Annotated in this window: 30 protein-coding genes; 21 read left to right on the plus strand and 9 right to left on the minus strand. The window is 73.0% G+C overall.

The genetic code is table 11. The features are described from left to right. Window positions 1-122 precede the first annotated feature (122 nt). From hisD to ACIGYR_RS12230, 10 genes are all read left to right on the plus strand, one after another. Window positions 123-1,448: a histidinol dehydrogenase gene (hisD, locus tag ACIGYR_RS12185; protein WP_399595431.1), complete on the plus strand. Its 1,326-nt coding sequence runs from the start codon at window positions 123-125 to the stop codon at window positions 1,446-1,448. Continuing rightward, complete coding sequence (locus tag ACIGYR_RS12190) at window positions 1,445-2,551, plus strand: histidinol-phosphate transaminase (protein WP_391839228.1); 1,107 nt, start codon at window positions 1,445-1,447, stop codon at window positions 2,549-2,551. Before hisD ends, ACIGYR_RS12190 begins: the two co-directional genes overlap by 4 nt. Beyond that, window positions 2,548-3,141 (plus strand): imidazoleglycerol-phosphate dehydratase HisB, encoded by a 594-nt coding sequence (gene hisB / locus ACIGYR_RS12195; protein WP_019328035.1) that lies wholly within the window; start codon window positions 2,548-2,550, stop codon window positions 3,139-3,141. The genes ACIGYR_RS12190 and hisB overlap by 4 nt, the downstream gene beginning before the upstream one ends. Window positions 3,142-3,144: 3 nt before the next feature. Continuing rightward, a complete protein-coding gene (locus tag ACIGYR_RS12200; protein WP_391839230.1) occupies window positions 3,145-3,309 on the plus strand; it encodes a hypothetical protein in 165 nt (54 codons plus the stop codon). Continuing rightward, window positions 3,309-3,950, plus strand: coding sequence for an imidazole glycerol phosphate synthase subunit HisH (hisH, locus tag ACIGYR_RS12205; RefSeq protein ID WP_391839231.1), 642 nt, complete (start codon window positions 3,309-3,311; stop codon window positions 3,948-3,950). Before ACIGYR_RS12200 ends, hisH begins: the two co-directional genes overlap by 1 nt. A 3-nt stretch (window positions 3,951-3,953) precedes the next feature. Further along, window positions 3,954-4,679 carry a bifunctional 1-(5-phosphoribosyl)-5-((5-phosphoribosylamino)methylideneamino)imidazole-4-carboxamide isomerase/phosphoribosylanthranilate isomerase PriA gene (gene priA / locus ACIGYR_RS12210; protein ID WP_391839233.1) on the plus strand — a complete coding sequence of 242 codons (726 nt, stop codon included), beginning with the start codon at window positions 3,954-3,956 and terminating at the stop codon, window positions 4,677-4,679. Beyond that, complete coding sequence (locus tag ACIGYR_RS12215; RefSeq protein WP_399595428.1) at window positions 4,676-5,071, plus strand: RidA family protein; 396 nt, start codon at window positions 4,676-4,678, stop codon at window positions 5,069-5,071. The genes priA and ACIGYR_RS12215 overlap by 4 nt, the downstream gene beginning before the upstream one ends. Next, on the plus strand, window positions 5,068-5,823 hold the full coding sequence (gene hisF / locus ACIGYR_RS12220; protein ID WP_399595426.1) for an imidazole glycerol phosphate synthase subunit HisF: 756 nt from the start codon (window positions 5,068-5,070) through the stop codon (window positions 5,821-5,823). The genes ACIGYR_RS12215 and hisF overlap by 4 nt, the downstream gene beginning before the upstream one ends. 110 nt (window positions 5,824-5,933) lie before the next feature. Further along, the gene (locus tag ACIGYR_RS12225) at window positions 5,934-6,521 is read left to right on the plus strand and encodes an ArsR/SmtB family transcription factor (RefSeq protein WP_399595424.1); all 588 of its coding nucleotides are present in this window, start codon (window positions 5,934-5,936) and stop codon (window positions 6,519-6,521) included. 15 nt (window positions 6,522-6,536) lie between these two features. Continuing rightward, the gene (locus tag ACIGYR_RS12230; protein ID WP_399595422.1) at window positions 6,537-7,763 is read left to right on the plus strand and encodes an MFS transporter; all 1,227 of its coding nucleotides are present in this window, start codon (window positions 6,537-6,539) and stop codon (window positions 7,761-7,763) included. Between the two features lie 7 nt (window positions 7,764-7,770). Here the strand turns inward: ACIGYR_RS12230 and ACIGYR_RS12235 are convergent, their stop codons facing one another. Together ACIGYR_RS12235 and ACIGYR_RS12240 are read right to left on the minus strand one after the other, a co-directional pair. Continuing rightward, entirely contained in the window at window positions 7,771-8,169 is a 399-nt protein-coding gene (locus ACIGYR_RS12235) for a VOC family protein (RefSeq protein WP_399595419.1), read from the minus strand. Window positions 8,170-8,181: 12 nt separating this feature from the next. Beyond that, a complete protein-coding gene (locus ACIGYR_RS12240; RefSeq protein WP_391839243.1) occupies window positions 8,182-8,817 on the minus strand; it encodes a TIGR03085 family metal-binding protein in 636 nt (211 codons plus the stop codon). Window positions 8,818-8,900: 83 nt separating this feature from the next. On the opposite strand from ACIGYR_RS12240, the gene hisI reads away from it, so the two are divergent. The 11 genes from hisI (at window position 8,901) to lgt (ending at window position 17,992) form a co-directional block, all read left to right on the plus strand. After that, complete coding sequence (hisI, locus tag ACIGYR_RS12245) at window positions 8,901-9,302, plus strand: phosphoribosyl-AMP cyclohydrolase (RefSeq protein ID WP_391839245.1); 402 nt, start codon at window positions 8,901-8,903, stop codon at window positions 9,300-9,302. Window positions 9,303-9,313: 11 nt separating this feature from the next. Beyond that, window positions 9,314-10,792, plus strand: a complete 1,479-nt coding sequence (locus tag ACIGYR_RS12250; protein ID WP_399595417.1) for an anthranilate synthase component I — start codon at window positions 9,314-9,316, stop codon at window positions 10,790-10,792. A 61-nt stretch (window positions 10,793-10,853) separates the two neighbouring features. Next, window positions 10,854-11,492, plus strand: coding sequence for a TIGR02234 family membrane protein (locus ACIGYR_RS12255; RefSeq protein ID WP_391839248.1), 639 nt, complete (start codon window positions 10,854-10,856; stop codon window positions 11,490-11,492). Window positions 11,493-11,790: 298 nt separating this feature from the next. Beyond that, window positions 11,791-12,048, plus strand: coding sequence for an HGxxPAAW family protein (locus tag ACIGYR_RS12260; protein WP_399595416.1), 258 nt, complete (start codon window positions 11,791-11,793; stop codon window positions 12,046-12,048). 154 nt (window positions 12,049-12,202) lie between these two features. Further along, window positions 12,203-12,670 carry a DUF2752 domain-containing protein gene (locus ACIGYR_RS12265; RefSeq protein ID WP_399595415.1) on the plus strand — a complete coding sequence of 156 codons (468 nt, stop codon included), beginning with the start codon at window positions 12,203-12,205 and terminating at the stop codon, window positions 12,668-12,670. 134 nt (window positions 12,671-12,804) lie between these two features. After that, on the plus strand, window positions 12,805-13,614 hold the full coding sequence (trpC, locus tag ACIGYR_RS12270) for an indole-3-glycerol phosphate synthase TrpC (RefSeq protein WP_399595414.1): 810 nt from the start codon (window positions 12,805-12,807) through the stop codon (window positions 13,612-13,614). 22 nt (window positions 13,615-13,636) lie between these two features. After that, window positions 13,637-13,840, plus strand: a complete 204-nt coding sequence (gene trpM, locus ACIGYR_RS12275) for a tryptophan biosynthesis modulator TrpM (RefSeq protein WP_391839254.1) — start codon at window positions 13,637-13,639, stop codon at window positions 13,838-13,840. Between the two features lie 69 nt (window positions 13,841-13,909). Continuing rightward, window positions 13,910-15,193: a tryptophan synthase subunit beta gene (gene trpB, locus ACIGYR_RS12280; RefSeq protein ID WP_391839256.1), complete on the plus strand. Its 1,284-nt coding sequence runs from the start codon at window positions 13,910-13,912 to the stop codon at window positions 15,191-15,193. Continuing rightward, window positions 15,190-16,008: a tryptophan synthase subunit alpha gene (trpA, locus tag ACIGYR_RS12285; RefSeq protein WP_391839258.1), complete on the plus strand. Its 819-nt coding sequence runs from the start codon at window positions 15,190-15,192 to the stop codon at window positions 16,006-16,008. The genes trpB and trpA overlap by 4 nt, the downstream gene beginning before the upstream one ends. A gap of 97 nt (window positions 16,009-16,105) precedes the next feature. After that, on the plus strand, window positions 16,106-16,882 hold the full coding sequence (locus ACIGYR_RS12290) for a DsbA family protein (RefSeq protein ID WP_399595411.1): 777 nt from the start codon (window positions 16,106-16,108) through the stop codon (window positions 16,880-16,882). Window positions 16,883-16,966: 84 nt separating this feature from the next. After that, window positions 16,967-17,992 (plus strand): prolipoprotein diacylglyceryl transferase, encoded by a 1,026-nt coding sequence (gene lgt, locus ACIGYR_RS12295; RefSeq protein ID WP_399595409.1) that lies wholly within the window; start codon window positions 16,967-16,969, stop codon window positions 17,990-17,992. A gap of 247 nt (window positions 17,993-18,239) precedes the next feature. Here the strand turns inward: lgt and ACIGYR_RS12300 are convergent, their stop codons facing one another. Genes ACIGYR_RS12300 through ACIGYR_RS12330 form a run of 7 tightly spaced genes read right to left on the minus strand, consistent with a single transcriptional unit; the run spans window position 18,240 to window position 26,693 of the window. Then, a complete protein-coding gene (locus ACIGYR_RS12300) occupies window positions 18,240-19,052 on the minus strand; it encodes an HpcH/HpaI aldolase/citrate lyase family protein (protein ID WP_391839263.1) in 813 nt (270 codons plus the stop codon). Then, on the minus strand, window positions 19,049-20,254 hold the full coding sequence (locus tag ACIGYR_RS12305; RefSeq protein WP_399595407.1) for a CaiB/BaiF CoA transferase family protein: 1,206 nt from the start codon (window positions 20,252-20,254) through the stop codon (window positions 19,049-19,051). Before ACIGYR_RS12305 ends, ACIGYR_RS12300 begins: the two co-directional genes overlap by 4 nt. Beyond that, window positions 20,251-21,144: a ribokinase gene (rbsK, locus tag ACIGYR_RS12310; protein WP_399595405.1), complete on the minus strand. Its 894-nt coding sequence runs from the start codon at window positions 21,142-21,144 to the stop codon at window positions 20,251-20,253. Before rbsK ends, ACIGYR_RS12305 begins: the two co-directional genes overlap by 4 nt. Continuing rightward, window positions 21,141-22,592 carry an ADP-ribosylglycohydrolase family protein gene (locus ACIGYR_RS12315; RefSeq protein WP_399595404.1) on the minus strand — a complete coding sequence of 484 codons (1,452 nt, stop codon included), beginning with the start codon at window positions 22,590-22,592 and terminating at the stop codon, window positions 21,141-21,143. The genes rbsK and ACIGYR_RS12315 overlap by 4 nt, the downstream gene beginning before the upstream one ends. Next, window positions 22,580-23,764 carry an ADP-ribosylglycohydrolase family protein gene (locus ACIGYR_RS12320; RefSeq protein ID WP_399595402.1) on the minus strand — a complete coding sequence of 395 codons (1,185 nt, stop codon included), beginning with the start codon at window positions 23,762-23,764 and terminating at the stop codon, window positions 22,580-22,582. The genes ACIGYR_RS12315 and ACIGYR_RS12320 overlap by 13 nt, the downstream gene beginning before the upstream one ends. A gap of 8 nt (window positions 23,765-23,772) precedes the next feature. Then, window positions 23,773-24,891 (minus strand): ADP-ribosylglycohydrolase family protein, encoded by a 1,119-nt coding sequence (locus ACIGYR_RS12325; protein ID WP_391839272.1) that lies wholly within the window; start codon window positions 24,889-24,891, stop codon window positions 23,773-23,775. Then, a complete protein-coding gene (locus ACIGYR_RS12330; protein ID WP_399595401.1) occupies window positions 24,888-26,693 on the minus strand; it encodes an ADP-ribosylglycohydrolase family protein in 1,806 nt (601 codons plus the stop codon). Before ACIGYR_RS12330 ends, ACIGYR_RS12325 begins: the two co-directional genes overlap by 4 nt. Between the last annotated feature and the right edge of the window lie 31 nt (window positions 26,694-26,724).

Genomic DNA, 26,724 nt, shown 5'->3' on the forward strand with positions numbered 1-26,724 from the left:
CAAAGAGTGAATGCGATCTTCCGGGTTCCGGCCAGCCTCTGTACCAGTCATTGGCCCACGTTCTGTATCAGCCATTGATACGCGCGAACGGCTCCCGACGGCGGTCTGAGAGAATTGGGACTGTGATTTCCCGAATCGATCTGCGCGGCGATGCCCTTCCCGAGGGCCCCGCCCTGCGCGACCTGCTGCCCCGAGCCGACTTCGACGTTCAGGCCGCCCTGGAGAAGGTGCGTCCGATCTGCGAGGCCGTGCATCATCGTGGCGACGCGGCGCTGATCGACTTCGCCGAGAAGTTCGACGGAGTACGGCTGGAAACCGTCCGTGTCCCGGCCCAGGCGCTCACCGACGCGCTCGCCGGCCTCGACCCGGCGGTGCGCGCCGCCCTGGAGGAGTCCATCCGCCGCGCCCGGCTGGTCCACCGCGAGCAGCGCCGGGCGACGCGCACCACCCAGGTCGTGCCCGGCGGCGCGGTCACCGAGAAGTGGGTGCCGGTCGAGCGCGTCGGGCTGTACGCGCCCGGTGGCCGCTCGGTCTACCCGTCCTCCGTGATCATGAACGTGGTGCCCGCGCAGGAGGCCGGTGTCGAGTCCATCGCGCTCGCCTCACCGGCCCAGGCCGACTTCGGCGGCCTGCCGCACCCGACGATCCTCGCGGCCTGCGCCCTGCTCGGCGTGGACGAGGTGTACGCGGCCGGCGGCGCCACCGCCGTCGCGATGTTCGCCCACGGCACCGAGTCCTGCCCGCCCGCCAACATGGTCACCGGCCCCGGCAACATCTGGGTCGCCGCCGCCAAGCGCTACTTCACCGGCAAGATCGGCATCGACGCCGAGGCCGGCCCCACCGAGATCGCGGTCCTCGCGGACGCCACCGCCGACCCGGTGCACGTCGCCTCGGACCTGATCAGCCAGGCCGAGCACGACCCGCTCGCGGCGGCCGTCCTGGTCACCGACTCCGTCGAACTGGCGGACGCGGTGGAGAGGGAACTGGAGCCGCAGGTCGCGGCCACCAAGCACATCGACGACCGGATCGTGCCCGCGCTCAAGGGCAGGCAGTCCGCGATCGTCCTCGTGGACGGCGTCGAGGAGGGCCTGAAGGTGGTCGACGCGTACGGCGCCGAGCACCTGGAGATCCAGACGGCCGACGCCGCCGCGGTCGCGGACCGGGTGAAGAACGCCGGCGCGATCTTCATCGGTCCCTGGGCCCCCGTCTCGCTCGGCGACTACGCGGCCGGGTCCAACCACGTCCTGCCCACCGGTGGCTGCGCCTGCCACTCCTCGGGCCTGTCCGTGCAGTCGTTCCTGCGCGGTATCCACATCGTCGACTACACGCAGGACGCGCTGGCCGAGGTCGCGCACCACGTGGTGACGCTGGCGGAGGCGGAGGACCTCCCGGCGCACGGCGCGGCGATCAAGGCGAGGTTCGGCTGGAAGGTACCCGAGAGCAAGTGACCGGCATCGACGATCTCCCCGTCCGGGACGAGCTGCGCGGCAAGTCCCCCTACGGCGCGCCCCAGTTGGACGTGCCCGTCCGGCTGAACACCAACGAGAACCCCTACCCGCTGCCCGAGCCGCTGGTCGAGCGGATCGCGGAGCGGGTGCGTGACGCCGCCCGCGATCTGAACCGCTACCCGGACCGGGACGCGGTCCAGCTGCGCACCGAGCTGGCCAAGTACCTGACGAGGACGGGCAAGTACCCGCTCGGCATGCAGAACGTGTGGGCCGCCAACGGCTCCAACGAGGTCATCCAGCAGCTGCTGCAGACCTTCGGCGGACCGGGCCGTACGGCGATCGGCTTCGAGCCGTCGTACTCGATGCACGCGCTCATCGCGCGCGGGACGGGCACCGGCTGGATCGCGGGTCCGCGCAACGAGGACTTCACGATCGACCGCGCCGCCGCCGAGCGGGCCATCGCCGAGCACAGGCCCGACGTCGTCTTCATCACCACCCCCAACAACCCCACCGGCAACGCCGTCCCGGCGGAGACGGTCCTCGCGCTGTACGAGGCGGCCCAGGCGGCCAGGCCGTCCATGGTGATCGTGGACGAGGCGTACGTCGAGTTCAGCCACGGCGAGTCGCTGCTGCCGCTGCTGGCGGGCCGCCCCCGCCTGGTCGTCTCCCGGACCATGTCGAAGGCGTTCGGCGCGGCCGGCCTGCGACTCGGCTACCTCGCGGCCGACCCGGCGGTCGTGGACGCCGTACAGCTCGTCCGGCTGCCGTACCACCTGTCGGCGATCACCCAGGCGACCGCGCTGGCCGCGCTGGAGCACACCGACACGCTGCTGGGGTACGTCGAGCAGCTGAAGGCGGAACGGGACCGGCTGGTCACCGAGCTCCGGGCGATCGGCTACGAGGTCACCGAGTCGGACGCCAACTTCGTGCAGTTCGGGCGGTTCGACGACGCCCACGAGGTCTGGCGGAAGATCCTCGACCGGGGTGTCCTGGTCCGGGACAACGGCGTGCCCGGGTGGCTGCGGGTGTCCGCCGGAACCCCCGAAGAGAACGACGCGTTCCTCGACGCGGTCCGTGAAGTCAAGAAGGAGCCCCAGGTATGAGCCGCGTAGGACGTGTGGAGCGCACCACGAAGGAGACCTCGGTCCTCGTCGAGATAGACCTCGACGGCACCGGGAAGACCGACATCGCCACCGGCGTCGGCTTCTACGACCACATGCTCGACCAGCTCGGCCGGCACGGCCTGTTCGATCTGACCGTGAAGACCGACGGCGACCTGCACATCGATTCCCACCACACCATCGAGGACACCGCCCTCGCGCTGGGCGCCGCCTTCAAGCAGGCCCTCGGCGACAAGGTGGGCATCTACCGCTTCGGCAACTGCACGGTCCCGCTGGACGAGTCCCTCGCCCAGGTCACCGTCGACCTCTCCGGCCGCCCCTACCTCGTGCACACCGAGCCCGAGAAGATGGCGCCGATGATCGGCGAGTACGACACGACGATGACCCGGCACATCCTGGAGTCCTTCGTCGCCCAGGCGCAGATCGCGCTGCACGTGCACGTGCCGTACGGCCGCAACGCCCACCACATCGTGGAGTGCCAGTTCAAGGCGCTGGCCCGGGCACTGCGGTACGCCTCCGAGCGCGACCCGCGCGCGGCCGGCATCCTCCCGTCGACGAAGGGCGCGCTGTAACCCATGACCGGTCTGTCCACCCTCCTGATCGTCGTCGGCCTCTTCCTCGTCGGCGGGATCATCTCCTTCGTCAAGCAGAAGATGCCCACGAGCCTCATCGTGCTGCTCTCCATCGGCGCGGCCATGTGCCTGGTCGCGGGTGTCATGCGACTGGAGGTGTGGAGCTGATGAGCGCACCGAAGAAGGTCGTCGTCTTCGACTACGGCTTCGGCAACATCCGTTCCGCCGAGCGTGCCCTCGCGCGCGTGGGAGCCGATGTCGAGATCACGCGCGACTTCGACAAGGCGATGAACGCCGACGGCCTGCTGGTGCCGGGCGTCGGTGCCTTCGCCGCCTGCATGCGGGGCCTGCGCGGCGCCCGCGGTGACTGGGTCGTGGACCGGCGCCTGTCCGGCGGGCGCCCGGTCATGGGCATCTGCGTCGGCATGCAGATCCTCTTCGCGCGCGGCATCGAGCACGGCGTGGAGGCCGAGGGCCTGGACGAGTGGCCCGGCACGGTCGAGCCGCTCCAGGCCGACGTGGTGCCGCACATGGGCTGGAACACCGTGGACGCCCCGGCCGACTCACAGCTGTTCGCCGGCCTGGACGCCGACACCCGCTTCTACTTCGTGCACTCCTACGCCGTGCACGACTGGCGGCTGGAGGCCCACAACCCGGTGATAGCGGCCCCCAAGGTGACCTGGTCGACGCACGGCAAGCCGTTCGTGGCCGCCGTGGAGAACGGCGCCCTGTGGGCCACGCAGTTCCACCCCGAGAAGTCCGGCGACGCCGGCGCCCAGCTCCTCACCAACTGGATCGGAACCCTGTAGACCATGGCCAAGCTCGAACTCCTCCCCGCCGTCGACGTCCGCGACGGCCAGGCCGTCCGTCTCGTGCACGGCGAGTCCGGGACCGAGACCTCCTACGGCTCGCCGCTGGAGGCCGCCCTCGCCTGGCAGCGCTCCGGCGCCGAGTGGCTGCACCTGGTCGACCTGGACGCCGCGTTCGGCACCGGTGACAACCGCGCGCTGATCGCCGAGGTCGCGGGGGCGATGGACATCAAGGTGGAGCTGTCCGGCGGCATCCGCGACGACGACACCCTCGCCGCCGCCCTCGCCACCGGCTGCACCCGGGTGAACCTCGGCACCGCCGCCCTGGAGACCCCCGAGTGGGTCGCCAGGGTCATCGCCGAGCACGGCGACAAGATCGCGGTCGGCCTGGACGTGCGCGGCACCACCCTGCGCGGCCGTGGCTGGACCCGTGACGGCGGCGACCTCTACGAGACGCTGGAGCGTCTGAACAAGGAGGGCTGCGCCCGTTACGTCGTCACCGACATCGCCAAGGACGGCACGCTCCAGGGCCCGAACCTGGAGCTGCTGAAGAACGTCTGCGCGGCGACGGACCGGCCGGTCGTGGCGTCCGGCGGCGTGTCGTCCCTGGACGACCTCCGCGCCATCGCCGAGCTGGTACCCCTCGGTGTCGAGGGCTCCATCGTCGGGAAGGCCCTGTACGCGAAGGCGTTCACCCTGGAAGAGGCCCTGGAGGCGGTAGCCAAGTGAGTGACGTGCGACGCGTGTCGACCGGCGCGCCCTGGGAGGAGCAGTTCGGCTACTCCCGTGCGGTGGAGCTGCCGAACGGCCTGGTGCTGGTCTCGGGCTGCACGTCCATCGTGGACGGGCAGATCGCCGGGGGCGGCCCCTACGAGCAGGCGGTCAACTCCTTCAGCGTCGCCCTGGCGGCACTGGAACAGGTGGGTCTCGGCCGTGACGACGTCGTGCGGACGCGCATGTACCTCACGCACGCCCGGGACGTCGAGGAGGTCGGCCGTGCCCACAAGGAGCTGTTCGACTCCGTCCGGCCCGCCGCATCCATGATCATCGTCTCCGGTTTCGTCGACCCGAGCCTGGTCGTCGAGGTCGAGGTGGAGGCGTTCCGAGGAGTTCCCGCATGACCCTGGCCGTACGAGTGATCCCCTGCCTGGACGTGGACAACGGCCGGGTCGTCAAAGGTGTCAACTTCCAGAACCTGCGCGACGCGGGCGACCCCGTCGAGATGGCGAAGGTGTACGACGCCGAGGGCGCCGACGAGCTGACGTTCCTGGACATCACCGCGTCCTCGGGCGACCGGGAGACGACGTACGACGTGGTGCGCCGCACCGCCGAGCAGGTGTTCATCCCGCTGACGGTCGGCGGCGGCGTCCGCACGGCCGAGGACGTGGACCGGCTGCTGCGGGCGGGCGCGGACAAGGTGGGCGTGAACACCGCCGCGATCGCCCGCCCCGAACTGATCCGGGAGATCGCCGAGCGCTTCGGGCGTCAGGTGCTGGTCCTGTCGGTGGACGCGCGGCGCACCGAGTCGGGATCCTTCGAGGTCACGACGCACGGCGGTCGCCGCGGCACCGGGATGGACGCCGTGGAGTGGGCGCACCGGGCCGCCGAGCTGGGCGCGGGCGAGATCCTGCTGAACTCGATGGACGCGGACGGCACGAAGGACGGCTACGACCTGGAGATGATCGCGGCGGTCCGCAAGCACGTGACCGTCCCGGTGATCGCGTCCGGCGGCGCCGGCAAGCTGACCGACTTCCCGCCGGCCGTCGCGGCGGGCGCGGACGCGGTGCTGGCCGCGTCGGTGTTCCACTTCGGCGACCTGCGGATCGGCGAGGTGAAGCAGACGCTGCGGGGGGCTGGGCACCCCGTCAGGTAGAGGTCGCGGAGAGCCCCGGCCGGTGGCCGGGGCTTTCCCATGGGGAGATACGAAAGAAATATTGCGCAACTTCCATTGCGCAATATTTCTTTCGTATCTAGGGTCGGGGTATGGCTCATGACGAGGACCGCCGGATCACGGACCTGGGCACCCTGAAAGCCCTCGCCCACCCCCTGCGCATGAGGCTCTACCGCCTGCTCTTCGTCGCGGAGGCCGCCACCGCCTCGCAGCTGGCCGAACAGGTCGACGAGGCCGTCTCCCTGGTCAGCTACCACCTGCGCAAGCTGGCCGAGCACGGGCTGGTGGAGGAGGCCGAGCCGCGCAGCGCGGACGGGCGGGAGCGCTGGTGGCAGCCCTCCTCGGACGGCGTGTCCATCCACGGCGAGGACTTCCGGGACGCCCCCGAGCAGGTGAGCGCGCACCTGGCGGCCTCACGGCTGTTCCTGGACCAGCGCACCGAGATGCACCGGACCTACCTGGACGAGCGCGCCCACTGGGGGCCGGAGTGGAGCCAGGCGGCCTACGACTCCGAGTCCCTTCTGCGGCTCACGGCCGGTGAACTGGCCGACCTGAAGAAGGACCTGCGCGACCTGCTCAAGCGCTACGACGAGCAGGGCCGCGCCCGTGAGACCGCCGGCGACACCGCAGGGCGTGAGCACGTCGCGCTGCACGTGTACGGCTTCCCGTTCCGCGTCTGAGAGGACACCCCTTTCGTGACCGCCACGCTCCTGCCGCCGACGACCGCGCAGGCCCACCGCGACCCGAACGTCCTGCGCTGGCTCACCGCCTACACCTCCTCGATGCTCGGCGACAGCGTCTACTACCTCGCCCTGTCCTGGGCCGCCGTGCAGGCCGGCACCCCGGCCCAGGCCGGGCTCGTGATGGCCGCCAGCGCGCTGCCCAGGGCCGTGCTCATGCTCGGCGGTGGCGTGATCGCCGACCGCTTCGGCCCGCGCCGGGTCGTCATCGGCAGTGACGCCGTCCGCTGCGCCGCCGTCCTCGCCGTGGCCGCCCTGCTCTTCGTCACCAGCCCGGGACTGTGGCCGCTCGCCCTGCTGGCGCTGGTCTTCGGCACCGTCGACGCCGTGTTCATGCCCGCCGTGGGTGCCCTGCCGGCCCGGCTCACCGACAAGGGCCAGCTCGCCCGGGTCCAGGGCATGCGCGGCCTCGCCATCCGCTTCTCCAGCGTGGTCGGCGCCCCCCTCGGCGGGCTCGGCGTGGCCCTCGGCGGCGCGGCCGCGGCTTTCACCCTCGCCGGGCTGCTCATCGCCGTCTCGGTACCGCTGCTGCTCTCCGTACGGATGCGTGAACTGCCCGCGGCCGGCAACACCACCGCCTGGAGCGACCTCAAAGCCGGCCTGCGCCACATCCGCCGGCACCGCGTGCTCGCCCCGCTGATGGTGGCCATCGCCCTGGGCGACCTGGGCTTCGTCGGACCGCTGAACGTCGGCCTGACCCTGCTCGCCGACCGGCGCGGCTGGGGCGCCTGTGGCATGGGCTGGATGGTCGCGGGGTTCGGCGTGGGCGCGGGCGCCGCCTCCCTGCTGCTGACCGTGCGGGGCCGGCTGCCACGGGCCGGGCTCGTCACCGGCTGCGCGTGCGTCGCGGGCTCCGCGGCCGTCGGGAGCCTCGCCCTGGCGCCGACCCTGGCCGCGGCCGTCGGCACGGCCCTGCTCGTCGGCCTGCTCACCGGGCTCAGCGGCGCGCTGTGCGGGGCCCTGCTGCAGACCCAGTCCGAACCCGCCTACCTGGGCCGTGTCACGGCCGTCTCCAGCCTCGTCAGCCTCGGCCTCACCCCGCTGAGCATGCCCTTCGCCGCCGCCGCGATCGGTGCCTTCGGGCTCGGCCCGGTCTACGCCGTCAGTGCCGCCGTGTGCGGGCTCGGCGGGGCCGTCGCCCTCGTCGTACCGGCCCTGCGCCGCGCCGAACTGCCCGGCTGACGGCGCCTCACCCCTTCGGCTGCACCAGTTGCACCAGATTGCCCACCGTGTCGTCGAACACCGCCGCCAGCACCGGGCCCTGCTCCTGCGGGGGATGCGTGAACCGGACACCGAGGCCGCCCAGTCGCTCGTACTCCGCCTGGATGTCCTCAACGGAGAAGACGATGCACGGCAGCCCCGCCTCGTGCAGCGCCCTGCGGTACGGCTCGGCGATCGGGCCCTGCCCGGGCTCCAGCAGCAGCTGGAGATCCGGCTGGGCCCCCTCGCGCGCCCCGACCGTCACAAAGAGGGTGTCGTCGCCGAGGTCCATGTGGGTGCGGGTCTCGAACCCGAGGACCTCCGTGTAGAAGGCGTGCGCCTTCGCCACGTCGTCCACGTACACGCTCGTCATCGCGACCTTGATCATGCGGCGACCCTCTCAGATGCCCAGCTGCCTGGACTCGTGCAGCTTCGTGATCGCGTCGCCGTCGCCCTCCAGCTCCACCCTGGCCGCGCTCTGCCTGCCGTACGCGAACAGCAGCAGCTCCGACGGCTCACCGGTCACCGTGACCACCGGGGTGCCCCGGTGCGCCACCACGGTCTGGCCGTCCGGACGGCGCAGCACCAGCCCCGTCGGCACGCCCCGGCCCATCAGCCGCGCGGCCCGCTCCAGCCGGGACCACAGCGCGTCCTGGAACACCGGGTCCAGCTCGCGCCGGCCCCAGTCCGGCTGCGCCCGGCGGACGTCCTCCGTGTGGACGTAGAACTCGATGATGTTGGCCGCCTCGTCGACCTGCTTGAGCTGGAAGGGCGAGAAGCGCGGCGGGCCGGTACGGATCAGCTGGATCAGTTCCTCGTACGGCTTGGCGGTGTACTCGGCCATCACCTTCTCCAGGCGCGGCGCGAGCTGCTTGATCAGGGTGCCCCCGGCCGCGTCCGGGCGGCGTTCGCGCACGATCACATGCGCCGCCAGGTCCCGGGTCCGCCAGCCCTCGCAGAGGGTCTCGGCGTCCGGTCCGACGGTTTCCAAGAGGTCGGCGAGCAGAAGCCGTTCACGCTTCGCGAAGGTCGACATGATGTCAGCCTACGACCAGCCGCCGAGTCCGCGCAGTGGACACGGCGCCGGTCTGGCCGGTGCCGCGCGGCACAATGGCGTCCATGACCAGTACGACCGGCACCCCCCGGCCCAGCAGCCTCGACCCGGAGATCGCCGCGCGGCTGAAGCGCAGCGCCGACGGGCTCGTCCCCGCCATCGCCCAGCAGTACGACACCGGCGAGGTGCTCATGCTCGGCTGGATGGACGACGAGGCGCTGCACCGCACGCTGACCACCGGCCGTTGCACCTACTGGTCGCGCAGCCGCCGGGAGTACTGGGTCAAGGGAGACACCTCCGGCCACTTCCAGTGGGTGAAGTCGGTCGCGCTGGACTGCGACGCCGACACACTGCTGGTCAAGGTCGACCAGGTGGGCGCCGCCTGCCACACCGGGGCGCGCACCTGCTTCGACGAGGACGTACTGCTCAAGGACGCCGATTCCGCCGCTCCGGCGTCCGGTCAGTAAGGTCAGCCGCCATGGACCTAGAGACCTTCCGCAAGCTGGCCACCGACCGCCGCGTCATCCCGGTCACGCGCAAGCTCCTCGCCGACGGCGACACCCCGGTCGCGCTCTACCGCAAGCTCGCCGCCGAGCGCCCCGGGACCTTCCTGCTGGAGTCCGCGGAGAACGGCCGGTCCTGGTCCCGCTACTCCTTCGTGGGGGTCCGCAGCGCCGCCACGCTCACCGCGCGGGACGGACAGGCCCACTGGCTCGGCACCCCGCCCGTCGGCGTTCCCACGGACGGCGACCCCCTCCTGGCCCTGCGCGCCACCCTCCAGGCCCTGCACACCCCCCACCACGAGGGCCTGCCGCCCTTCACCGGCGGCATGGTCGGCTATCTGGGCTACGACATCGTCCGCCGCCTGGAGAAGATCGGCCCCGGCGAGCGCGACGACCTGAAGCTGCCCGAGCTGACCATGCTCCTGACCAGCGACCTCGCCGTCATGGACCACTGGGAGGGCTCGGTCCTGCTGATCGCCAACGCGATCAACCACAACGACCTGGACACGGGCGTCGACGAGGCGTACGCGGACGCCGTGGCCCGGCTCGACGCCATGGAGGCCGACCTCACGCGCGCGGTCGCCCAGCCCCCGGCCGTCCTGCCGCCCTCCGAACTGCCCGAGTACACCGCCCTGTGGGGCGGCCCCGACTTCCGGCGGGCCGTCGAGGACGTCAAGGAGCGCATCCGCGCCGGCGAGGCGTTCCAGGTCGTGCCCTCCCAGCGCTTCGAGACGCCGTGCACCGCGAGCGCCCTGGACGTCTACCGGGTCCTGCGGGCCACCAACCCCTCGCCGTACATGTACCTGTTCCGCTTCGACGGGTTCGACGTCGTCGGCTCCTCCCCGGAGGCGCTGGTGAAGGTCGAGGACGGGCGCGCGATGGTCCACCCCATCGCCGGCACCCGGCACCGCGGCGCCACCCCGCAGGAGGACCAGGCCCTCGGCGAGGAACTGCTCGCCGACCCCAAGGAGCGCGCCGAGCACCTGATGCTGGTCGACCTCGGCCGCAACGACCTCGGCCGGGTCTGCGAGCCCGGCTCGGTCGAGGTGGTCGACTTCATGTCCATCGAGCGCTATTCGCACGTGATGCACATCGTCTCCACCGTCACCGGCAAGGTGGCCCCCGGCCGGACGGCCTTCGACGTGCTCACCGCGTGCTTCCCGGCGGGCACCCTCTCCGGCGCCCCCAAGCCCCGCGCCATGCAGATCATCGACGAACTCGAGCCCTCCCGGCGCGGCCTGTACGGCGGCTGCGTCGGCTACCTGGACTTCGCCGGCGACTCCGACACCGCGATCGCCATCCGTACGGCCCTGCTCCGCGACGGCACGGCCTACGTCCAGGCCGGAGCGGGCATCGTCGCCGACTCCGACCCGGTCGCGGAGGACCAGGAGTGCCGCAACAAGGCCGCCGCGGTGCTGCGGGCCGTGCACACGGCGAACCGGCTGGGGCAATAGGGCGCTTCTCACCCTTCTCATGGGAACCCCGGGTGACCGTTCGCCCGGGGTTCAGGCGATAGTGGAGTACGTGACAGCCGTACCTCACCCCCGCTCCGAAGCCGCCGCGCCCACCCGGTCCGGCCGGCGGAGTCTCGCCGTGGCCCTTCTCTTCGGCGCGCTCGGCGCGGCCGTGACGCTGCTCGCGACGCGGCAGCGCTGGGCGGAGGGCACCGCGACGGTGGCCGGCGGCGCGTTCCCGCTGACCGCCAGAGGCAGCGACGTCACGGGCGTCCCCGCGGCCCTCGCCATAGTGGGCCTCGCCGCGCTCGTCGCCGTCTTCGCCGTCCGCAGGGCCGGCCGTCTCCTCGTCTCCGCGCTGCTCGCGCTGTCCGGTGCCGGGATCGCCGCCGCCGCCTTCATGACCGCCTCCGACAGCTCCGCGCTGGACGAGAAGGCCGCCAAGGCCAGCGGCGACACCTCCGCCACCGTCGACGCGCTCAGCCACACCGGCTGGCCCTACGTCGCGGCCGTCGGCGGACTGCTGATCCTGCTCGCCGGGCTGCTCGCCCTGCGCTACGGCGGCCTGTGGCCCGCGATGTCCGGCCGCTACGAGCGCGGCACCGCCCGTCCCCGGCGCACGGCCCGGCCGGCCGATCCGGAGCGGCCCGAGGAGATCTGGAAGGCCCTGGACCGGGGCGAGGACCCGACGGGCGCCTGAACCGCCGCCCGCGCCTCCCGGCCGTGCCTCCTGGACCTGATGAACCCGGTGTGGCGAATCAGACGCCACCCCCGCGTCCGGCACCCGCAGGCGTGCACGCCCGCGCCTCCCGGCCGTGCCTCCCGGACCTGATGAACCCGGTGTGGCGAATCAGACGCCACCCCCGCGTCCGGCACCCGCACGCGTACGGGAGAATGAACGACGAGCATCGGGCTCGGACAGTGACGGGCGGGCTCAGAGCCGTACGGACACGTACGACGCCTACGACGACACGTACACAGCAACGAGGAGCTAAGTCATGGCGGGCAGCAACCACGGTCACACCCCGGCCGCCTGGACCGGTGTCACCATCGCCTTCATCGGTTTCTGCGTCTCGGGCGCCTTCATGGTGATGGCCCAGCCCGTCGGCTTCTGGGCCGGCATGGTGATCGTGGTCCTCGGAGGCGTGGTCGGCGGCATCATGCGCGCCATGGGCCTCGGCCAGCCCAAGCAGTCCCCTGCGCTCCCGCACGCCACCCCCACCGTGACCCGCGAGCCGGCCGCCGCGGAGAGCTGAACAGCGCTTCCCCCGAGGGGCGGCCCGGCACCGGAGACGGTACGGGGCCGCCCCTCGTCGTCCCGCGGGCCCGCCCGACGAAATCCGCTGCGCGCGGCTGCCGGACCTGTCCGCTGCGCGCGCGGGTGCCGGACCGGCGGGGCAGAATGCCCGCGTGAACGCCGACAGCCGTACCGTCCCGCCACAGGCGCCCCGGGCTGAGGCGGGCCCGCTCCCGTCCCCCGGCCCCGTCCGGCGCCGGGTCGCCGTACCCGTGGCGCTGTGCGCGGCCGTCGCCGGGGCCTTCGCCTACGTCGGCGCCGTCGACCCGAACGAACCCGGCCACTACCCGGTCTGCCCCCTGTACCGGCTCACCGGCCTGTACTGCCCCGGCTGCGGCGGGCTGCGCAGCGCGCACGCCTTCGTCCACGGCGACCTCCTGACCGCCCTGCGCGACAACGCGCCGGGCGTCGCGGCCTACCTGGGCTTCGCCGTCCTGTGGACCGTCTGGATGATCCGCGCGGCGCGCGGCCGGCCGCTGCGGCTCGGCCTCGGACCGGCGCACCTGTGGACCGTGGGCACGTTGCTGCTGGTCTTCACCGTCGTCCGGAACCTGCCGTTCGGTGGCTGGCTGCACCCTTGATCGAACGAGATACGTCCAGGTAGTGGGACCGGCATTCGCCGGATGCGAAGCCTCGGCGTTCCTGCGGATACCATCGCATTGACCACAGGTTTTCCACACCTGAAGGAACCACCGTCTGAAAGGGGGCCGCTCGCGTGAGTGTGCTCGACGAGATCATCGACGGAGTCCGTGCCGACCTCGCGGAGCGGCAGGCACGCGTCAGCCTCGACGAGCTCAAGGAGCGCGCGGCCAAGGCCCCCGCCGCCAAGGACGGGGTGGCCGCGCTCAAGGGCGACGGCGTCAAGGTGATCTGCGAGGTCAAGCGCTCCAGCCCCTCCAAGGGCGCGCTGGCCGCGATCGCCGACCCGGCCGGGCTCGCGGCGGACTACGAGGCGGGCGGCGCGGCCGTCATCTCCGTCCTCACCGAACAGCGCCGCTTCGGCGGCTCGCTCGCCGACCTGGAGGCCGTCCGCGCGCGCGTGGACATCCCGGTGCTGCGCAAGGACTTCATCGTCACCTCGTACCAGCTGTGGGAAGCCCGTGCGTACGGCGCCGACCTCGCGCTGCTGATCGTGGCCGCCCTGGACCAGTCGGCCCTGGAGTCGCTGATCGAGCGGGCGGTGTCCATCGGCCTGACCCCCCTCGTCGAGGTGCACGACGAGGAAGAGGTCGAGCGGGCGGTGGACGCGGGCGCCAAGGTCATCGGCGTCAACGCGCGCAACCTGAGGACGCTGGAGGTCGACCGCGGCACGTTCGAGCGGATCGCCCCGGAGATCCCCGACCACCTCGTCAAGGTCGCCGAATCCGGCGTCCGTGGCCCGCACGACCTGATCGCCTACGCCAACGCCGGTGCCGACGCGGTGCTGGTCGGCGAGTCCCTGGTCACCGGACGCGACCCGAAGGCGGCCGTGGCCGACCTCGTGGCGGCGGGCGAACACCCGGCCCTGCGGCACGGGCGCGGCTGATCTCCCGCTAGGCTTGAGTGCGATGACTCCCACCATGACCACCGACCGGTACGCCCGCCTCGCGCGCGGCTGCCGCCCCCGGGGCTGCCGCGCGCCGGCCCGGCGCGTGCACGGTCGTCGGGTGCGGTACGTCATCGGTGACGAGCCGGGACAGGTGAACGGACGTCGATGGCAGCGCGCCCCAGAGGGGCGCGGGGAACTGCGCGAGCAACCACACGCGGCCTGAGGCCGTACGGCTGGCCCCGCCCCCACGGCGAACAGTGTCTTTCCACCGCACTCACCGTGAGGTATCCGCATGCCCAGTGACTTCTTCTTCCCCGATCCGGAAGGCCAAGTCCCCACCGCCGAAGGCTACTTCGGCGCGTTCGGCGGCAAGTTCATCCCGGAGGCCCTCGTCGCCGCCGTGGACGAGGTCGCCGTCGAGTACGACAAGGCCAAGCACGACCCCGAGTTCGCCCGCGAGCTCAACGACCTGCTGGTCAACTACACCGGCCGCCCCAGCTCCCTCACCGAGGTCCCCCGTTTCGCCGCGGAAGCGGGCGGCGCCCGTGTGTTCCTCAAGCGCGAGGACCTCAACCACACCGGCTCGCACAAGATCAACAACGTGCTCGGCCAGGCCCTGCTCACCAAGCGCATGGGCAAGACCCGGGTCATCGCCGAGACCGGCGCCGGGCAGCACGGCGTCGCGACGGCCACCGCCTGCGCGCTGTTCGGGCTCGACTGCACCATCTACATGGGCGAGATCGACACCGAGCGCCAGGCCCTCAACGTGGCCCGGATGCGCATGCTCGGCGCCGAGGTCGTCGCCGTGAAGTCCGGCAGCCGCACCCTCAAGGACGCGATCAACGAGGCGTTCCGCGACTGGGTCGCCAACGTCGACCGCACCCACTACCTGTTCGGTACGGTCGCCGGCCCGCACCCCTTCCCGGCCATGGTCCGCGACTTCCACCGGGTCATCGGCGTCGAGGCCCGCCGCCAGCTCCTGGAGCGCGCCGGCCGCCTCCCGGACGCGGCCGTCGCCTGTGTCGGCGGCGGCTCCAACGCCATCGGCCTCTTCCACGCCTTCATCCCCGACGAGAGCGTCCGCCTGATCGGCTGCGAGCCCGCAGGACACGGCATCGAGACCGGTGAGCACGCGGCCACCCTGACCGCGGGCGAGCCCGGCATCCTGCACGGCTCCCGCTCCTACGTCCTCCAGGACGACGAGGGCCAGATCACCGAGCCGTACTCGATCTCGGCCGGTCTGGACTACCCGGGCATCGGCCCCGAGCACTCCTACCTGAAGGACTCCGGCCGGGGCGAGTACCGCGCGATCACCGACGACGCGGCCATGCGGGCCCTGCGCCTGCTGTCCCGTACCGAGGGCATCATCCCGGCCATCGAGAGCGCCCACGCGCTCGCCGGTGCCCTCGAGGTCGGCAAGGAGCTGGGCAAGGACGGCCTGATCGTCGTCAACCTCTCCGGCCGCGGCGACAAGGACATGGACACCGCCGCCCGCTACTTCGGCCTCTACGACACCGACGCCGAGGTGGCCGCCGACGAAGCCGACACCGCCGAGATCGAGGGGGACGCCAAGTGAGTGGGAACATCCGGCTGCTGGCCGACACCCTCGCCGGTGCCAGGGCGGAGGGCCGCTCCGCGCTCATCGCCTACCTCCCGGCGGGCTTCCCGACCGTGGACGGCGGCATCGAGTCGATCAAGGCCGTCTTCGACGGCGGCGCCGACGTCGTCGAGGTGGGCCTGCCGCACAGCGACCCGGTGCTCGACGGCCCGGTCATCCAGACCGCCGACGACATCGCCCTGCGGGGCGGCGTGAAGATCGCCGACGTCATGCGGACGGTCCGGGAGGCGTACGAGGCCACCCGGAAGCCGGTGCTCGTCATGACGTACTGGAACCCCATCGACCGCTACGGCGTCGAGCGCTTCACCGCCGAGCTGGCCGAGGCGGGCGGCGCCGGCTGCATCCTGCCCGACCTGCCGGTGCAGGAGTCGGCGCTGTGGCGGGAGCACGCCGAGAAGCACGGCCTCGCGACCGTCTTCGTCGTGGCGCCGAGCAGCAAGGACGAGCGGCTCGCCGAGATCACCGCGGCAGGCAGCGGCTTCGTCTACGCGGCCTCCCTCATGGGGGTGACCGGCACCCGCGAGTCCGTCGGCACGCAGGCCCAGGACCTGGTCCAGCGGACCCGCGGCACCGGCACCGACCTGCCCGTCTGTGTCGGGCTCGGCGTCTCCGACGCGGCCCAGGCCGCCGAGGTCGCCGGCTTCGCCGACGGGGTCATCGTCGGCTCGGCGTTCGTGAAGCTGATGCTGGACGCCCCGGACCACGCGTCCGGCATCGCGGCGATCCGCGAGCTGGCCGGTCAGCTGGCGAAGGGCGTGCGCGGACAGGCGTGATCCGCCGTGCTGTCCCGCAGCGAATGATTCGGTCACTCGAACGAGTGGACCTCCGGCCGGGGAGGCGCGCTGCGCCTCCCCGGTTCGTTCTGGGGGTGTGAGCGAGAAGAACCGTGACGGAAAGCGCACCGCCCGGGAGCGGCTGGCGGTCGAGCGCGAGAACCAGAAGGCCGCGGACAAGCGACGGCGCACGCTGATCGTGGGCGCGAGCGTCGTCTGCGTCCTGGGCCTCGCGGCGGTGATCGGCGTGGTCGCCGCGAAGGCGGGCAAGCACAAGGGCAGCGACAATGCGGGCCCGGCCGTGGCGCCCTCGGGCGCGCAGGGCAAGGACAGCCTCGCGATCCCGGTGGGCAAGGACGGCGCCAAGTCGACGCTCACCGTCTGGGAGGACTTCCGCTGCCCCGCCTGCCAGGCGTTCGAGGTGGCCTACCGGCCGACGCTCCACGAACTGGCCGACGCCGGCAAGCTCAGAACCGAGTACCACCTGGTCCGGCTGATCGACGGCAACCTCGGCGGCAGCGGCTCGCTGCGCGCCGCCAACGCCGCGGCCTGCGCCCAGGACGCCGGAAAGTTCCGCGACTACCACGACGTGCTGTACGCGAACCAGCCCAAGGAGACCGACGACGCCTTCGCGGACAACGACAAGCTGATCGCGCTGGCCGGCAAGGTGAAGGGCCTGGACACGCCCGCCTTCCAGAAGTGCGTCAAGGACGGCACCCATGACAGCTGGGTGGACAAGTCCAACCAGGCGTTTGGGACCGGCGGCTTCAACGGCACGCCCACGGTGCTGCTCGGCGGCAAGAACATCTATCAGGACCAGACGATGACCCCGGCCAAGCTCAAGCAGATGGTGGAGGACGCCGACAAGCGGTGAGGGCGTTTCCCGCGCCCCCGTTATGGACCCGTAGCCGGGCTGCTTGCCGTCCCCACGGCCCGGCACGGTAGCGTCGGACCTGCCATGGAACTTGCCTACATTCCCAGCCCGTCGCACGGGGTGCTGTATCTCGGCCCCATCCCGCTGCGCGGCTACGCCTTCTGCATCATCATCGGTGTCTTCGTTGCCGTCTGGTTCGGCAACAAGCGCTGGATCGCCCGTGGCGGGCAGTCCGGCACGGTCGCCGACATCGCCGTCTGGGCTGTGCCGTTCGGCCTCGTCGGCGGCCGGCTCTACCACGTCATCACGGACTACGAGCTGTACTTCAGCGAGGGCCGTGACTGGGTGGACGCCTTCAAGGTGTGGGAGGGCGGCCTGGGCATCTGGGGCGCCATCGCCCTCGGCGGGCTCGGCGCGTGGATCGGCGCGCGGCGCAGGGGCATCCCGATGCCCGCGTACGCCGACGCCGTCGCCCCCGGCATCGCGTTCGCCCAGGCCATCGGCCGCTGGGGCAACTGGTTCAACCAGGAGCTGTACGGCCGTGAGACACACGTCCCCTGGGCGCTGCACATCACCTCCTCCGAAGGCGGCCGGGTACCGGGCTACTACCACCCGACCTTCCTGTACGAGTCCCTGTGGTGCGTCGGCGTGGGCCTCCTGGTGATCTGGGCGGACCGCCGCTTCCGGCTGGGCCATGGCCGGGCGTTCGCGCTGTACGTCGCCGCGTACTGCGTGGGCCGCGGCTGGATCGAGTACATGCGGGTGGACGACGCCCACCACATCCTGGGCCTCCGCCTCAACGACTGGACCGCGCTGGGCGTCTTCCTGCTGGCGGTGCTGTACCTCGTGGTGTCGGCGAAGAAGCGGCCGGGGCGGGAGGCGGTGGTCGAACCGGCCGCGGTCGCCTCCGGCGGTTCGGCCGACGGTGTCTCCGACGGTCCGGCCGATGCTGCGGAAGCCGACGGTGTCTCCGACGGTTCGGCCGAGGGCGCGACAGCCGGTGCCCAGGGCGAGGGCAGGACCGAGGACAAGGCCGAGGACTCCGAGGAGACGGCGGAGGACTCGACGGAGTCGCCGAAGGACGAGGCCCACTCGGCCAAGAAGGGCTGACGGCCGCTGATACGGCACCGAGGGCGCCCGGCCAGGCGGCAGCAGCCGCACTTCGGCCGGGCGCCCTCGGTACATGTGCGCCACGAGGCACGGTGCGCTCGGCACCGCCGGTCTCCGCCGTCGGGGTTGATCGCCGTTGCCGCGGAGAAGTGGTCGGGTGAGTGTCGGTGGCTCGAGTTGTGGGGGCCAGGGCGGTGTTCGCCGGTCTCCGCAGCCCTCGTCGGCCGGCGTTGTGGTGGAGCGCGCATCAGGTTCTGTACGCCAGGGACAGTGTTCGCCGGGCCATGGCCACCACCGCCGCGTCGATGAAGCGGCCGTCGGGGAGGGCCTGGGCGCCCTGGTCGGCTGCCGCCGCCTTGGTGATCGTCTCCGCGTGTTCGATCTCCGCCGGGGTCGGCAGGTACGCCCGCTCGATCACCGGCAACTGCCGGGGGTGGATCGCGGCGCGTCCCAGGAAGCCGAGGGCACGGCCGCGGGCGCAGGACGCGGCGAGAGCGTCCAGGTCGCGGATGTCGGGGTGGACCGACTGCGGCGGCGGGGCGAGGCCGGCCGCGCGGGCGGCGACGACCACCCGTGAGCGCGGCCAGTCGAGACCCGCGTCGGCCCGTACCCCCAGGTCCGCCCGGAGGTCCGCCTCACCCAGGGAGATGCCGCGCAGCGCGGGGTGGGCGGTGGCGATGGCGTAGGCGTGCTCGATGCCGAGGGCCGACTCCAGGAGCGCGTAGAGAGGGACCGGAGTGGCCACCGCGACCTGCCGTACCTGGTCCGGTGCCGTCACCTTCGGCAGCCGCAGCCCGGACAGGCCCGGCAGCCCGGCGAGGGCGGCGAGGTCGGCGCCGGCCCAGGGGCCGTCCAGGGCGTTGATCCGGACGTGTACCGGGACCGGCTGCGGCTGCGTGAGGAGTTCCGCGGTGGCCGCGCGGGCGCACTCCTTGCGGTCCGGGGCGACCGCGTCCTCCAGATCGATCACCACCACGTCGGCACCGGCCGCCAGCGCCTTGGCCACGACGTGCGGGCGGTCACCCGGGACATACAGCCAGGTGAGCGGGTAGCGGTTCACAGGGCGCCCTCCGCGCGCAGGGCCGCGATGTCGGCCGGGGTGAGACCGAGTTCGGTGAGCACGGCATCCGTGTCCGCGCCGTGCGGGCGGCCGGCCCAGCGGATCGCGCCGGGCGTGGCCGAGAGGCGGAAGAGGACGTTCTGCATGCGCAGCGGGCCCAGCTCCGGATCCGCGACGGTGGTGACCGTGTCCAGGGCCTGGTACTGGGGGTCCGCCAGCACGTCCCGGACGTCCTGGACGGGGGCCACCGCGGCCTCCGCCTTCTCGAACGCCGCGAGCACTTCCGCGCAGGGGCGGGCGGCGATCCAGGAGCCGACCGCCTCGTCCAGCACATCGGCGTGGGCGGCCCGGTCGGCGCCCGTGGCGAACCACGGCTCCTCGGTCAGCTCCGGGCGCCCCACCAGTCGTAGCACCCGTTCGGCGACCGACTGGGCGGAGGTGGAGACGGCGACCCAGCGGCCGTCGGCGGTGCGGTAGGTGTTGCGCGGGGCGTTGTTGGCGGACCGGTTCCCGGTGCGTTCCTGGACGTAGCCGAGCTGGTCGTACCAGGTCGGGTGCGGGCCGAGGACGGACAGGATCGGTTCGATGATCGCCATGTCGACGACCTGGCCTCCGCCGGTGCGCTCGCGGCCGGCCAGCGCGGTCAGTACGGCGTACGCGGTGGCCAGGCCCGCGACCGAGTCGGCGAGACCGAAGGGCGGCAGGGTCGGAGGCGCGCCCGGTTCGCCGGTGACCGCGGCGAAGCCGCTCATCGCCTCGGCGAGGGTGCCGAAGCCGGGGCGGTGGGCGTACGGGCCGAACTGGCCGAAGGCGGTGACCCGGGTGAGGATCAGCCGCGGGTTGGCCGCCGACAGCTCGGGCCAGCCGAGGTCCCACTTCTCCAGGGTCCCGGGCCGGAAGTTCTCGATCACCACGTCGGCGGTGGCGGCGAGCCGCAGCAGGGTGGCCCGGCCGCCGGACGTGGACAGGTCGAGGGTGACGGTCCGCTTGTTGCGGCCGAGCACCTTCCACCACAGGCCGGCGCCGTGCTTGGCCGGGCCGTGGCCGCGGGAGGGGTCGGGCCGCCGGGGATGCTCGACCTTGATCACCTCCGCGCCGAAGTCGCCGAGCAGAGTCGCGGCCATCGGTCCGGCGAAGAGCGTCGCCAGGTCCAGTACTCGCAGGCCGTCCAGGGCCGGTTGCGTCCGTGTCGTCGTACTCATGCGCTGTACTGGGCCTCGATCTCCGGGCGGTACGGCATCGACGCCGACGCCCCCGGCCGCTGGACGGAGATCGAGGCCGCGGCGGCTGCCCAAGACAGGGCCTCGCGTACCGGTTTCTCCTCGGCCAGGGCCACGGCGAGCGTGCCGACGAAGGTGTCGCCCGCGCCCGTGGAGTCCACGGCGGTCACATGGGGCGCGGGCACCACGAGTGGTTCGGCGCCCCGGGCCAGGTACAGGCAGCCCGTCGCGCCCAGGGTGACGACGACCTCCGGCACCAGGTCCAGCAGGGCGGCTGCCGCGTCACGCGGGTCGGTGCGGCCGGAGAGGGTGACCGCCTCGTACTCGTTCGGCACCAGCAGATCGGTGACCGCGAGGAGTTCGGGCGGCAGCGGCTGGGCCGGGGAGGGGGTGAGGACCGTGCGGACACCGTGCCGGCGGGCCGCTTCCGCGCCCGCGACGACCGCTGCGAGCGGGATCTCCAGTTGCAGCAGCAGGGCGTCGGCGGTGGCGATCACCCCGTCGTCACCGGGGGAGAGGTGGTCGACGGTGCCGTTGGCGCCGGGGATGACGACGATCGCGTTGCCGCCCTCGTCGTCCACCACGATGTGCGCGGTGCCGGAGTGCTCCTCCACCGTGCGCAGGAAGTCGGTGTCCACCCCGGAGTGTTCGAGGGTGTCGCGCAGCCGCGCGCCGAAGGCGTCGTTGCCGACCGCGCCGATCATCGAGACGGTGGCGCCGGCGCGGGCCGCGGCGATCGCCTGGTTGGCGCCCTTGCCGCCGGGGATCGTAAGGAACTCCCGCCCCGTCACGGTCTCCCCGCGCTGCGGGGCCCTGGCGACATAGGTGACGAGGTCCATGTTCGTGCTGCCGAGGACGGCGATGTGGGTCATGAGCGGGTCGCCTCCAGGTGGGTGAGCTGGGCGAGGGTGTCGAAGCCGGTGCCGTCGAAGTCGGCGACGGTGGTGGCGAGCCGGTTCTTCAGCGGGGTCCGCCAGTGGTCGGGGAGCGCGGTGGGGGACCCGGCGAGGAGGCCGGCGATGCTGCCGGCGGTGGCGCCGTTGGAGTCGGTGTCCAGGCCGCCCGACACCGCACGGCAGATGGACCCGGTGAAATCGCCGTCCGCGTGGGTGAGGGCGGCGGTGAGCAGGGCGGTGTTGGGGATGACGTGGACCCAGTGGTGGGTGGGGGCGTAGACGGCGTGGAGCGCGTCCACGACCTCCGGGAAGTCCCTGTGCCGCACGGCCAGTTCTCGGGCGTGGTCGATCGCCCTCGCGAGGCGGGAGCGACGCGGGACCACCCGGCGGCCGGCGTCCAGACAGGCGTGCACGTCGTGCGTTCCGGTGGCGGCGGTGGCGATCGCGGCGGCGGTGAACATCGCCGCGTACACCCCGTTGGCGGTGTGACTGAGGACCGCGTCGCGGTACGCCTGCTCGGCCGCGGCGGCCGGATCGCCCGGGTTGGTCCAGCCGTGCACGTCCGCGCGGATGAGGGCGCCGATCCACTCGCGGAACGGGTTGCGGTGGCGGGCCGTCCGCGGCGGTTCGATGCCGCTGAGCAGGTTGCGGCAGGCGATGCGCTCGGCGGTGAAGGTGCGGCCGGGCGGAAGCTCGTCCAGCCAGAGCCGTGCCACGTCCGTGGTGCTGAACGAGCGTCCGTACCGCTGCAGCAGAAGCAGGTTGAGCAGCGGGTAGTTGAGGTCGTCGTCCTCGGGCATCCCGTCGATGTTCTCGGCGAGGGAGGTGGGGGCCGAGCGGCGGTTCCAGGGGTACGCGGCGAGGAGGTCCGGCGGGACTCCCCTGGCCGTGAAGTAGGTGGTGAGAGGCCAGTTCCCGGTCGCTCTGGCCAGGGCACGGACCCCGTCGAGGGGCAGCTTCTCCACCGGCTTGCCCAGCAGGCAGCCGGCGGCCCGGCCGAGCCAGGCCGCTTCGAGGGCGGCCGAGTAGCGCCCCGGAGGGACACGGGGCGAGACATCATGCGGCCGGCCCGCGTGGGCGCGGCCGGCCACCTCCTGCCCGCCGTCGCGCGACGACGGTACCTGGCGGTTCATCGGCGTCGGCGGCCAGTCCGCGCACAGGGACTTGATGCGGGCCAGGTCTGTCGGCTCGTCGTCGGACAAAGCGCTGGGCAGATCGGCGAGTTCGTCCAGCAGGTCCTCGGCCAGCAGCCGCAGATAGCGCGACGCCCGGGACCCGGACGCGCCCGCCCGCTCCGGCGCGTCCGGGCCGCCCGCCGCCCGCCAGCGCGCCTCGATCGCCGCCGGCTCACGCCCGTCCAGGCGCGCCTGGCGCAGCTCGTGGCCCAGCAGGTCCTCCGGCTGGACCCAGGTCAGGCGGAGCACGACCGGCCTCCGAGTGCTCCGAACGCCTGCTCATGGGCGCGCCGACGGCACACGTCCCGGTCGAAGATCTCCAGCGTGACCTCGGTGAGTGTCCGGGCGGGGGCCCACAGGTCCAGGCGGCTGGCGTCCGCGACCGTCTTCGCCCACTCCTCGGGGACGGGCGAGCCGAGCGCACCCGCGAGGGCGCCGGCCATGGTCGCGATCGAGTCGCAGTCCCGGCCGTAGTTGACCGAGCCGAGCACGGCATGCCGGTAGTCGCCGCCGGACACGACCACCATGCCCAGCGCGACCGGGAGTTCCTCGATGGAGTGCAGCCGGGAGGGGCGGCGGGCGGCGAGCGAGGGGGCGCGGTAGTCCGGGCCGACGGTGTCGTACGGGGCCACCGCCGCGCGCAGCGGGCCGAGCGCCGACTCGAAGTCCCCGTGGCGGGCGGCGACTTCGCAGACCTTCTCGATCGCGGTACGGGTGCCGTCCTTGGCCAGGGACAGGCAGGCGGACACCACCGAGTCCGGCGTCGCGCCGGGTGCGGTCGCGGCGGCCACGGCCGCGGCGAAGACACCGGCCGCCTCCCGGCCGTACGACGACTGGTGGGCGCCGGCGACGTCCAGCGCCTCGGCGTAGGCGGCGGCCGGGTTGGCCGCGTTGACCAGGCCCACCGGGGCCATGTACATCGCGGCGCCGCAGTTGACGATGTTGCCGGTGCCCGCCTCCCGGGGGTCGGCGTGACCGTAGGCGAGCTGGGCCACCAGCCACTTCTCGGCGAGGAAGAGGCGGTGCAGCGGCAGGGCCTCGGCCTCCAGTTCCGGGATCCAGCGCGGTGTGGTCATCAGGTCCGGGACCAGGTGGTCGGCGACCGCGTACGCGTCGAGGTGGTCGCGGACGCGGTCGTAGACCCGGACCAGGGCGTGCGTCATGAGGGTGTCGTCGGTGACGTGGCCGTCGCCCTTGTGGTACGGCGCGATGGGGCGGGCGGTGCGCCAGGCGTCGCCGTGCCAGGGACCGACGATCCCGTGGACGCGACCGCCGTGGCGTTCGGCGATCTGGTCGGGCAAGTAGCCCTCGACCGGACCGCCGAGGGCGTCGCCGACGGCGGCTCCGACCAGGGCGCCGGTGAGGCGGTCGGCGAGACCGCGCGAACCGGGGCCGCCGCTTTCTTCTTCTTTGGGCGTCATGCCCCGAATCATCCTCCTGGGCGGGCCGGTTGCGCGGCTTCCAGGAGTCCGGCGAGTTCCACCAGGTCGGTGCCGGTGAGGCGGGGCAGGGTGCAGCCGGGCAGGATCCGGCAGGCGTCCCGCCAGGTCTGCGGGACGGCCGCGCCACCGCCGAGGGCGCCGGTGAGTGCGCCGACGAGGGCGGGGGCGGAGTCGGCGACCCGGGACAGGCAGGCGGCGGCCGGCACGGCCTCGGCGATACGGCCCCGGGCGGCGGTGGTCAGGGCGAGTGTGACGGGGACGGTCTCGGCGGCGGCGATGCCGTAGCTGTAGACGTGGTCGACGATCTGGTGTTCGAGGAGCGGGATCAGGGCGAAGGCGGACTCGCTGTCCTCGGCCAGGGCGAGTGCGTGGCGGGTGTTGCGGCCGATCTCCGTGTCCGCCGGGAGCTCGGCCAGCGCGGCGGTGACGCAGGCGTCCGTGTCCGCGTCGGCGAGGGCGAGCGAGAGGGCCGCCGCCATGGCCCGGGCGCCGTGCACTCCGTCGCCGTCCTGGGTGTAGCGGGCGTCGAACTCGGCGAGCGCGGCGGCCTGTCGCGGGTCGCCGGGGTGGGCCACGGCGAGGACGCAGGCGCGGACGCAGGCCGCGTCGTCGAAGTAGTGCGGGTTGTCGTGGCCGCTGGCGGGCGGGCGCAGGCCGGCGGCGAGGTTGCCGAGGCCGGCACGGACGGAGATGCGGGCGCGCAGGGGCAGTACGGCGGACTCGATCTCGGGCGCGCGGTCCGCCGCGGCGGCGACTTCCGCGGCCACGGCGGACCAGGTGAGGTCGATGGCGGCGCGGGTACGGCGTTCCCGGCTGAGGTCGCCGAGAAGGCCGTCGTCGCCGGCCCGCAGGACCGCCTCCGCGGCGAACGCCGCCCACTCGGCGTCGTCGGAGGGGCCGAGGCGGAGGGGTTCGGGGGGTTGGTTGAGGGCGATGGGCACCGGGAGGGTGGTGGTGGCGTTCTGCTCGGCGAAGGTGTCCAGTTCCCGGGTGAGACGGCGGGTCCACTCGGGCATCCGGGCGGCGCGGTGCCGGGCGGCGGGCCAGCCGGCGGCGTCTCCCGCGGCGAGGCCGAGGAGGAGACCCTCGATACGGCGTGCCGTCATGACCGCCCCTCACCGTCGAGCTGCCCCGGCTTCCCGGCCCCCACCAGGGGGCTGTGTCCCTTGACCTCCCGGTCCCCGGTCCACCCGTCATCCGACTCGACCGGCTGGGCGGGGGTGAGAGGTGAGAGGAGCTCGGCGGGCTCGGTGCGTTCGGTGGGCTCGGTGCGTTCGGCGGGCTCGGTGGGCTCGGTGGGCTCGGTGGGCTCGGTGGGCTTGGTGGGCTGGCCGGGGGGCGGTGGGGGTGGGGCCACGGCGGTCGGGCGGGTGGTGGCCGGTGAGGGCGGGAGGAGGTCGGCGGGGAGGGCGGCGGCCGGGAGCACCGGGACCTGTTTGATCGGCTCGGTCGGTTCGGGGGTGGCCGGGAGGGTGGGGATCGGCTCGGTTGGTTCGGTGGTGGCCGGGAGGGCTGGGATCTGTTTGATCGGTTCGGTGGTGGCCGGGAGGGCTGGGATCGGCTCGGCCGGTTCGGTGCTGGCCGGTTCGGCCGGCCGGGCGGTGGCCGGCGGGTGAGGGGCGAGCCGTGCTGCCGTTCGTCCCGTGCCCGGCAGAACCACGGGCAGCACCACCACGTCCGCCTGGATCCCGCCGGCCTCCTCGAGTCTCCCTGCCTTCTCGGTCGCCCCGGCCTCCCTGAGCCTCGCCGCCTTCTCGGTCGCCCCGGCCTCCCTGAGCCTCGCCGCCTTCCCGGTTGCCCCGGCCTCCCTGTTCGCCGGTGCTGCCTCGAGCCTCCCCGTCTCTCCGGTCGCCCCTGCCTCCGCCGGCCTCCGCGCCTCGGCAGTCGGTCCCGCCGTCCCGGCGTCCCTGTTTCTCCGGTCGACCAGCAGTTCCGCCACCTCCAGGACGTGGTGGCCCGCCATGGAGGGCAGGCAGCGGCCCCGGGCCGGGCCGATGGCCGCCGCCCACATCGGGGGGATCGCGGAGAGCCCCTGGGTCGCGCCGGACAGGGCGCCTGCCACCGCCGCCGTCGTGTCCGCGTCGCGGCCCATGTTGACGGCCGTCAGCACCGCTTCCCGGAAGTCGCCGTCGGCCGCCGCGTACGCGCCGAACGCGAGGGCGACCGCTTCGGGCGCCAGGTCGGTCCACGGGTAGCCGCCGATGACGACCGCGGAGCGCACCGCGCGTTCGCCGCGGTGGGCCACCGCCACCGCGCGCCGCAGGGACCGAGCCGTCCAGGAGTCGTCCGGGACGACGGCGAGGGCGGCGGCGATCACCACCGGAACCGAGGCCCCGCTCATCGCCGCCGCCACACCGGCCGCCACCGCCTGGCCGCCGTAGATGCCCTCGCCCTCGTGGCTGACCGAACCGTCGACGGCCACCAGCCGGGCCGCTTCGGCGGGGCGCCCGGCGGCGAACACGCCGAAGGGAGCCGCTCGCATCGCCAGGCCGTCGCTCCAGGCGTGCCGGTGCTGGGCGGAGATGGGGGCGGCCAGGCCCCGGCGCAGGTTCTCCAGCGTGCCGCGCTCGCTGAATCCCGCGCCGCGGAAGGGACCCTCGGCCCGGTCGGCGATCCACTCGTGCCAGGCCGCCTCCACGTGCGCCGGGGTGAGCGCCGAGCCGTACCGGGCCAGCAGCAGACCGGAGAAGATCGCGTACTCGGTGTCGTCCGTGCCGCACGGCTGCTCGGCGACGTAGCCGGTGATGCGGCCCCAGCGGGCGCGGATCTCGGAGGGCCTGAGGTTCTCCGCGGGTGCCCCCAGCGCATCGCCCACGGCCAGACCGAGCAGCGCACCGCGGGCCCGTTCGCGGAGTCCGGAGGCGTCCCCGGGCGCGGGGGCCGGGGGAGTGCAGGCGATCGATGCCATGGACGGCCTCCTTCGGCGGGGTCGCACGGGA

It is taken from the genome of Streptomyces sp. NPDC053076 (assembly GCF_044546845.1).
Classification (GTDB): Bacteria; Actinomycetota; Actinomycetes; order Streptomycetales; family Streptomycetaceae; genus Streptomyces.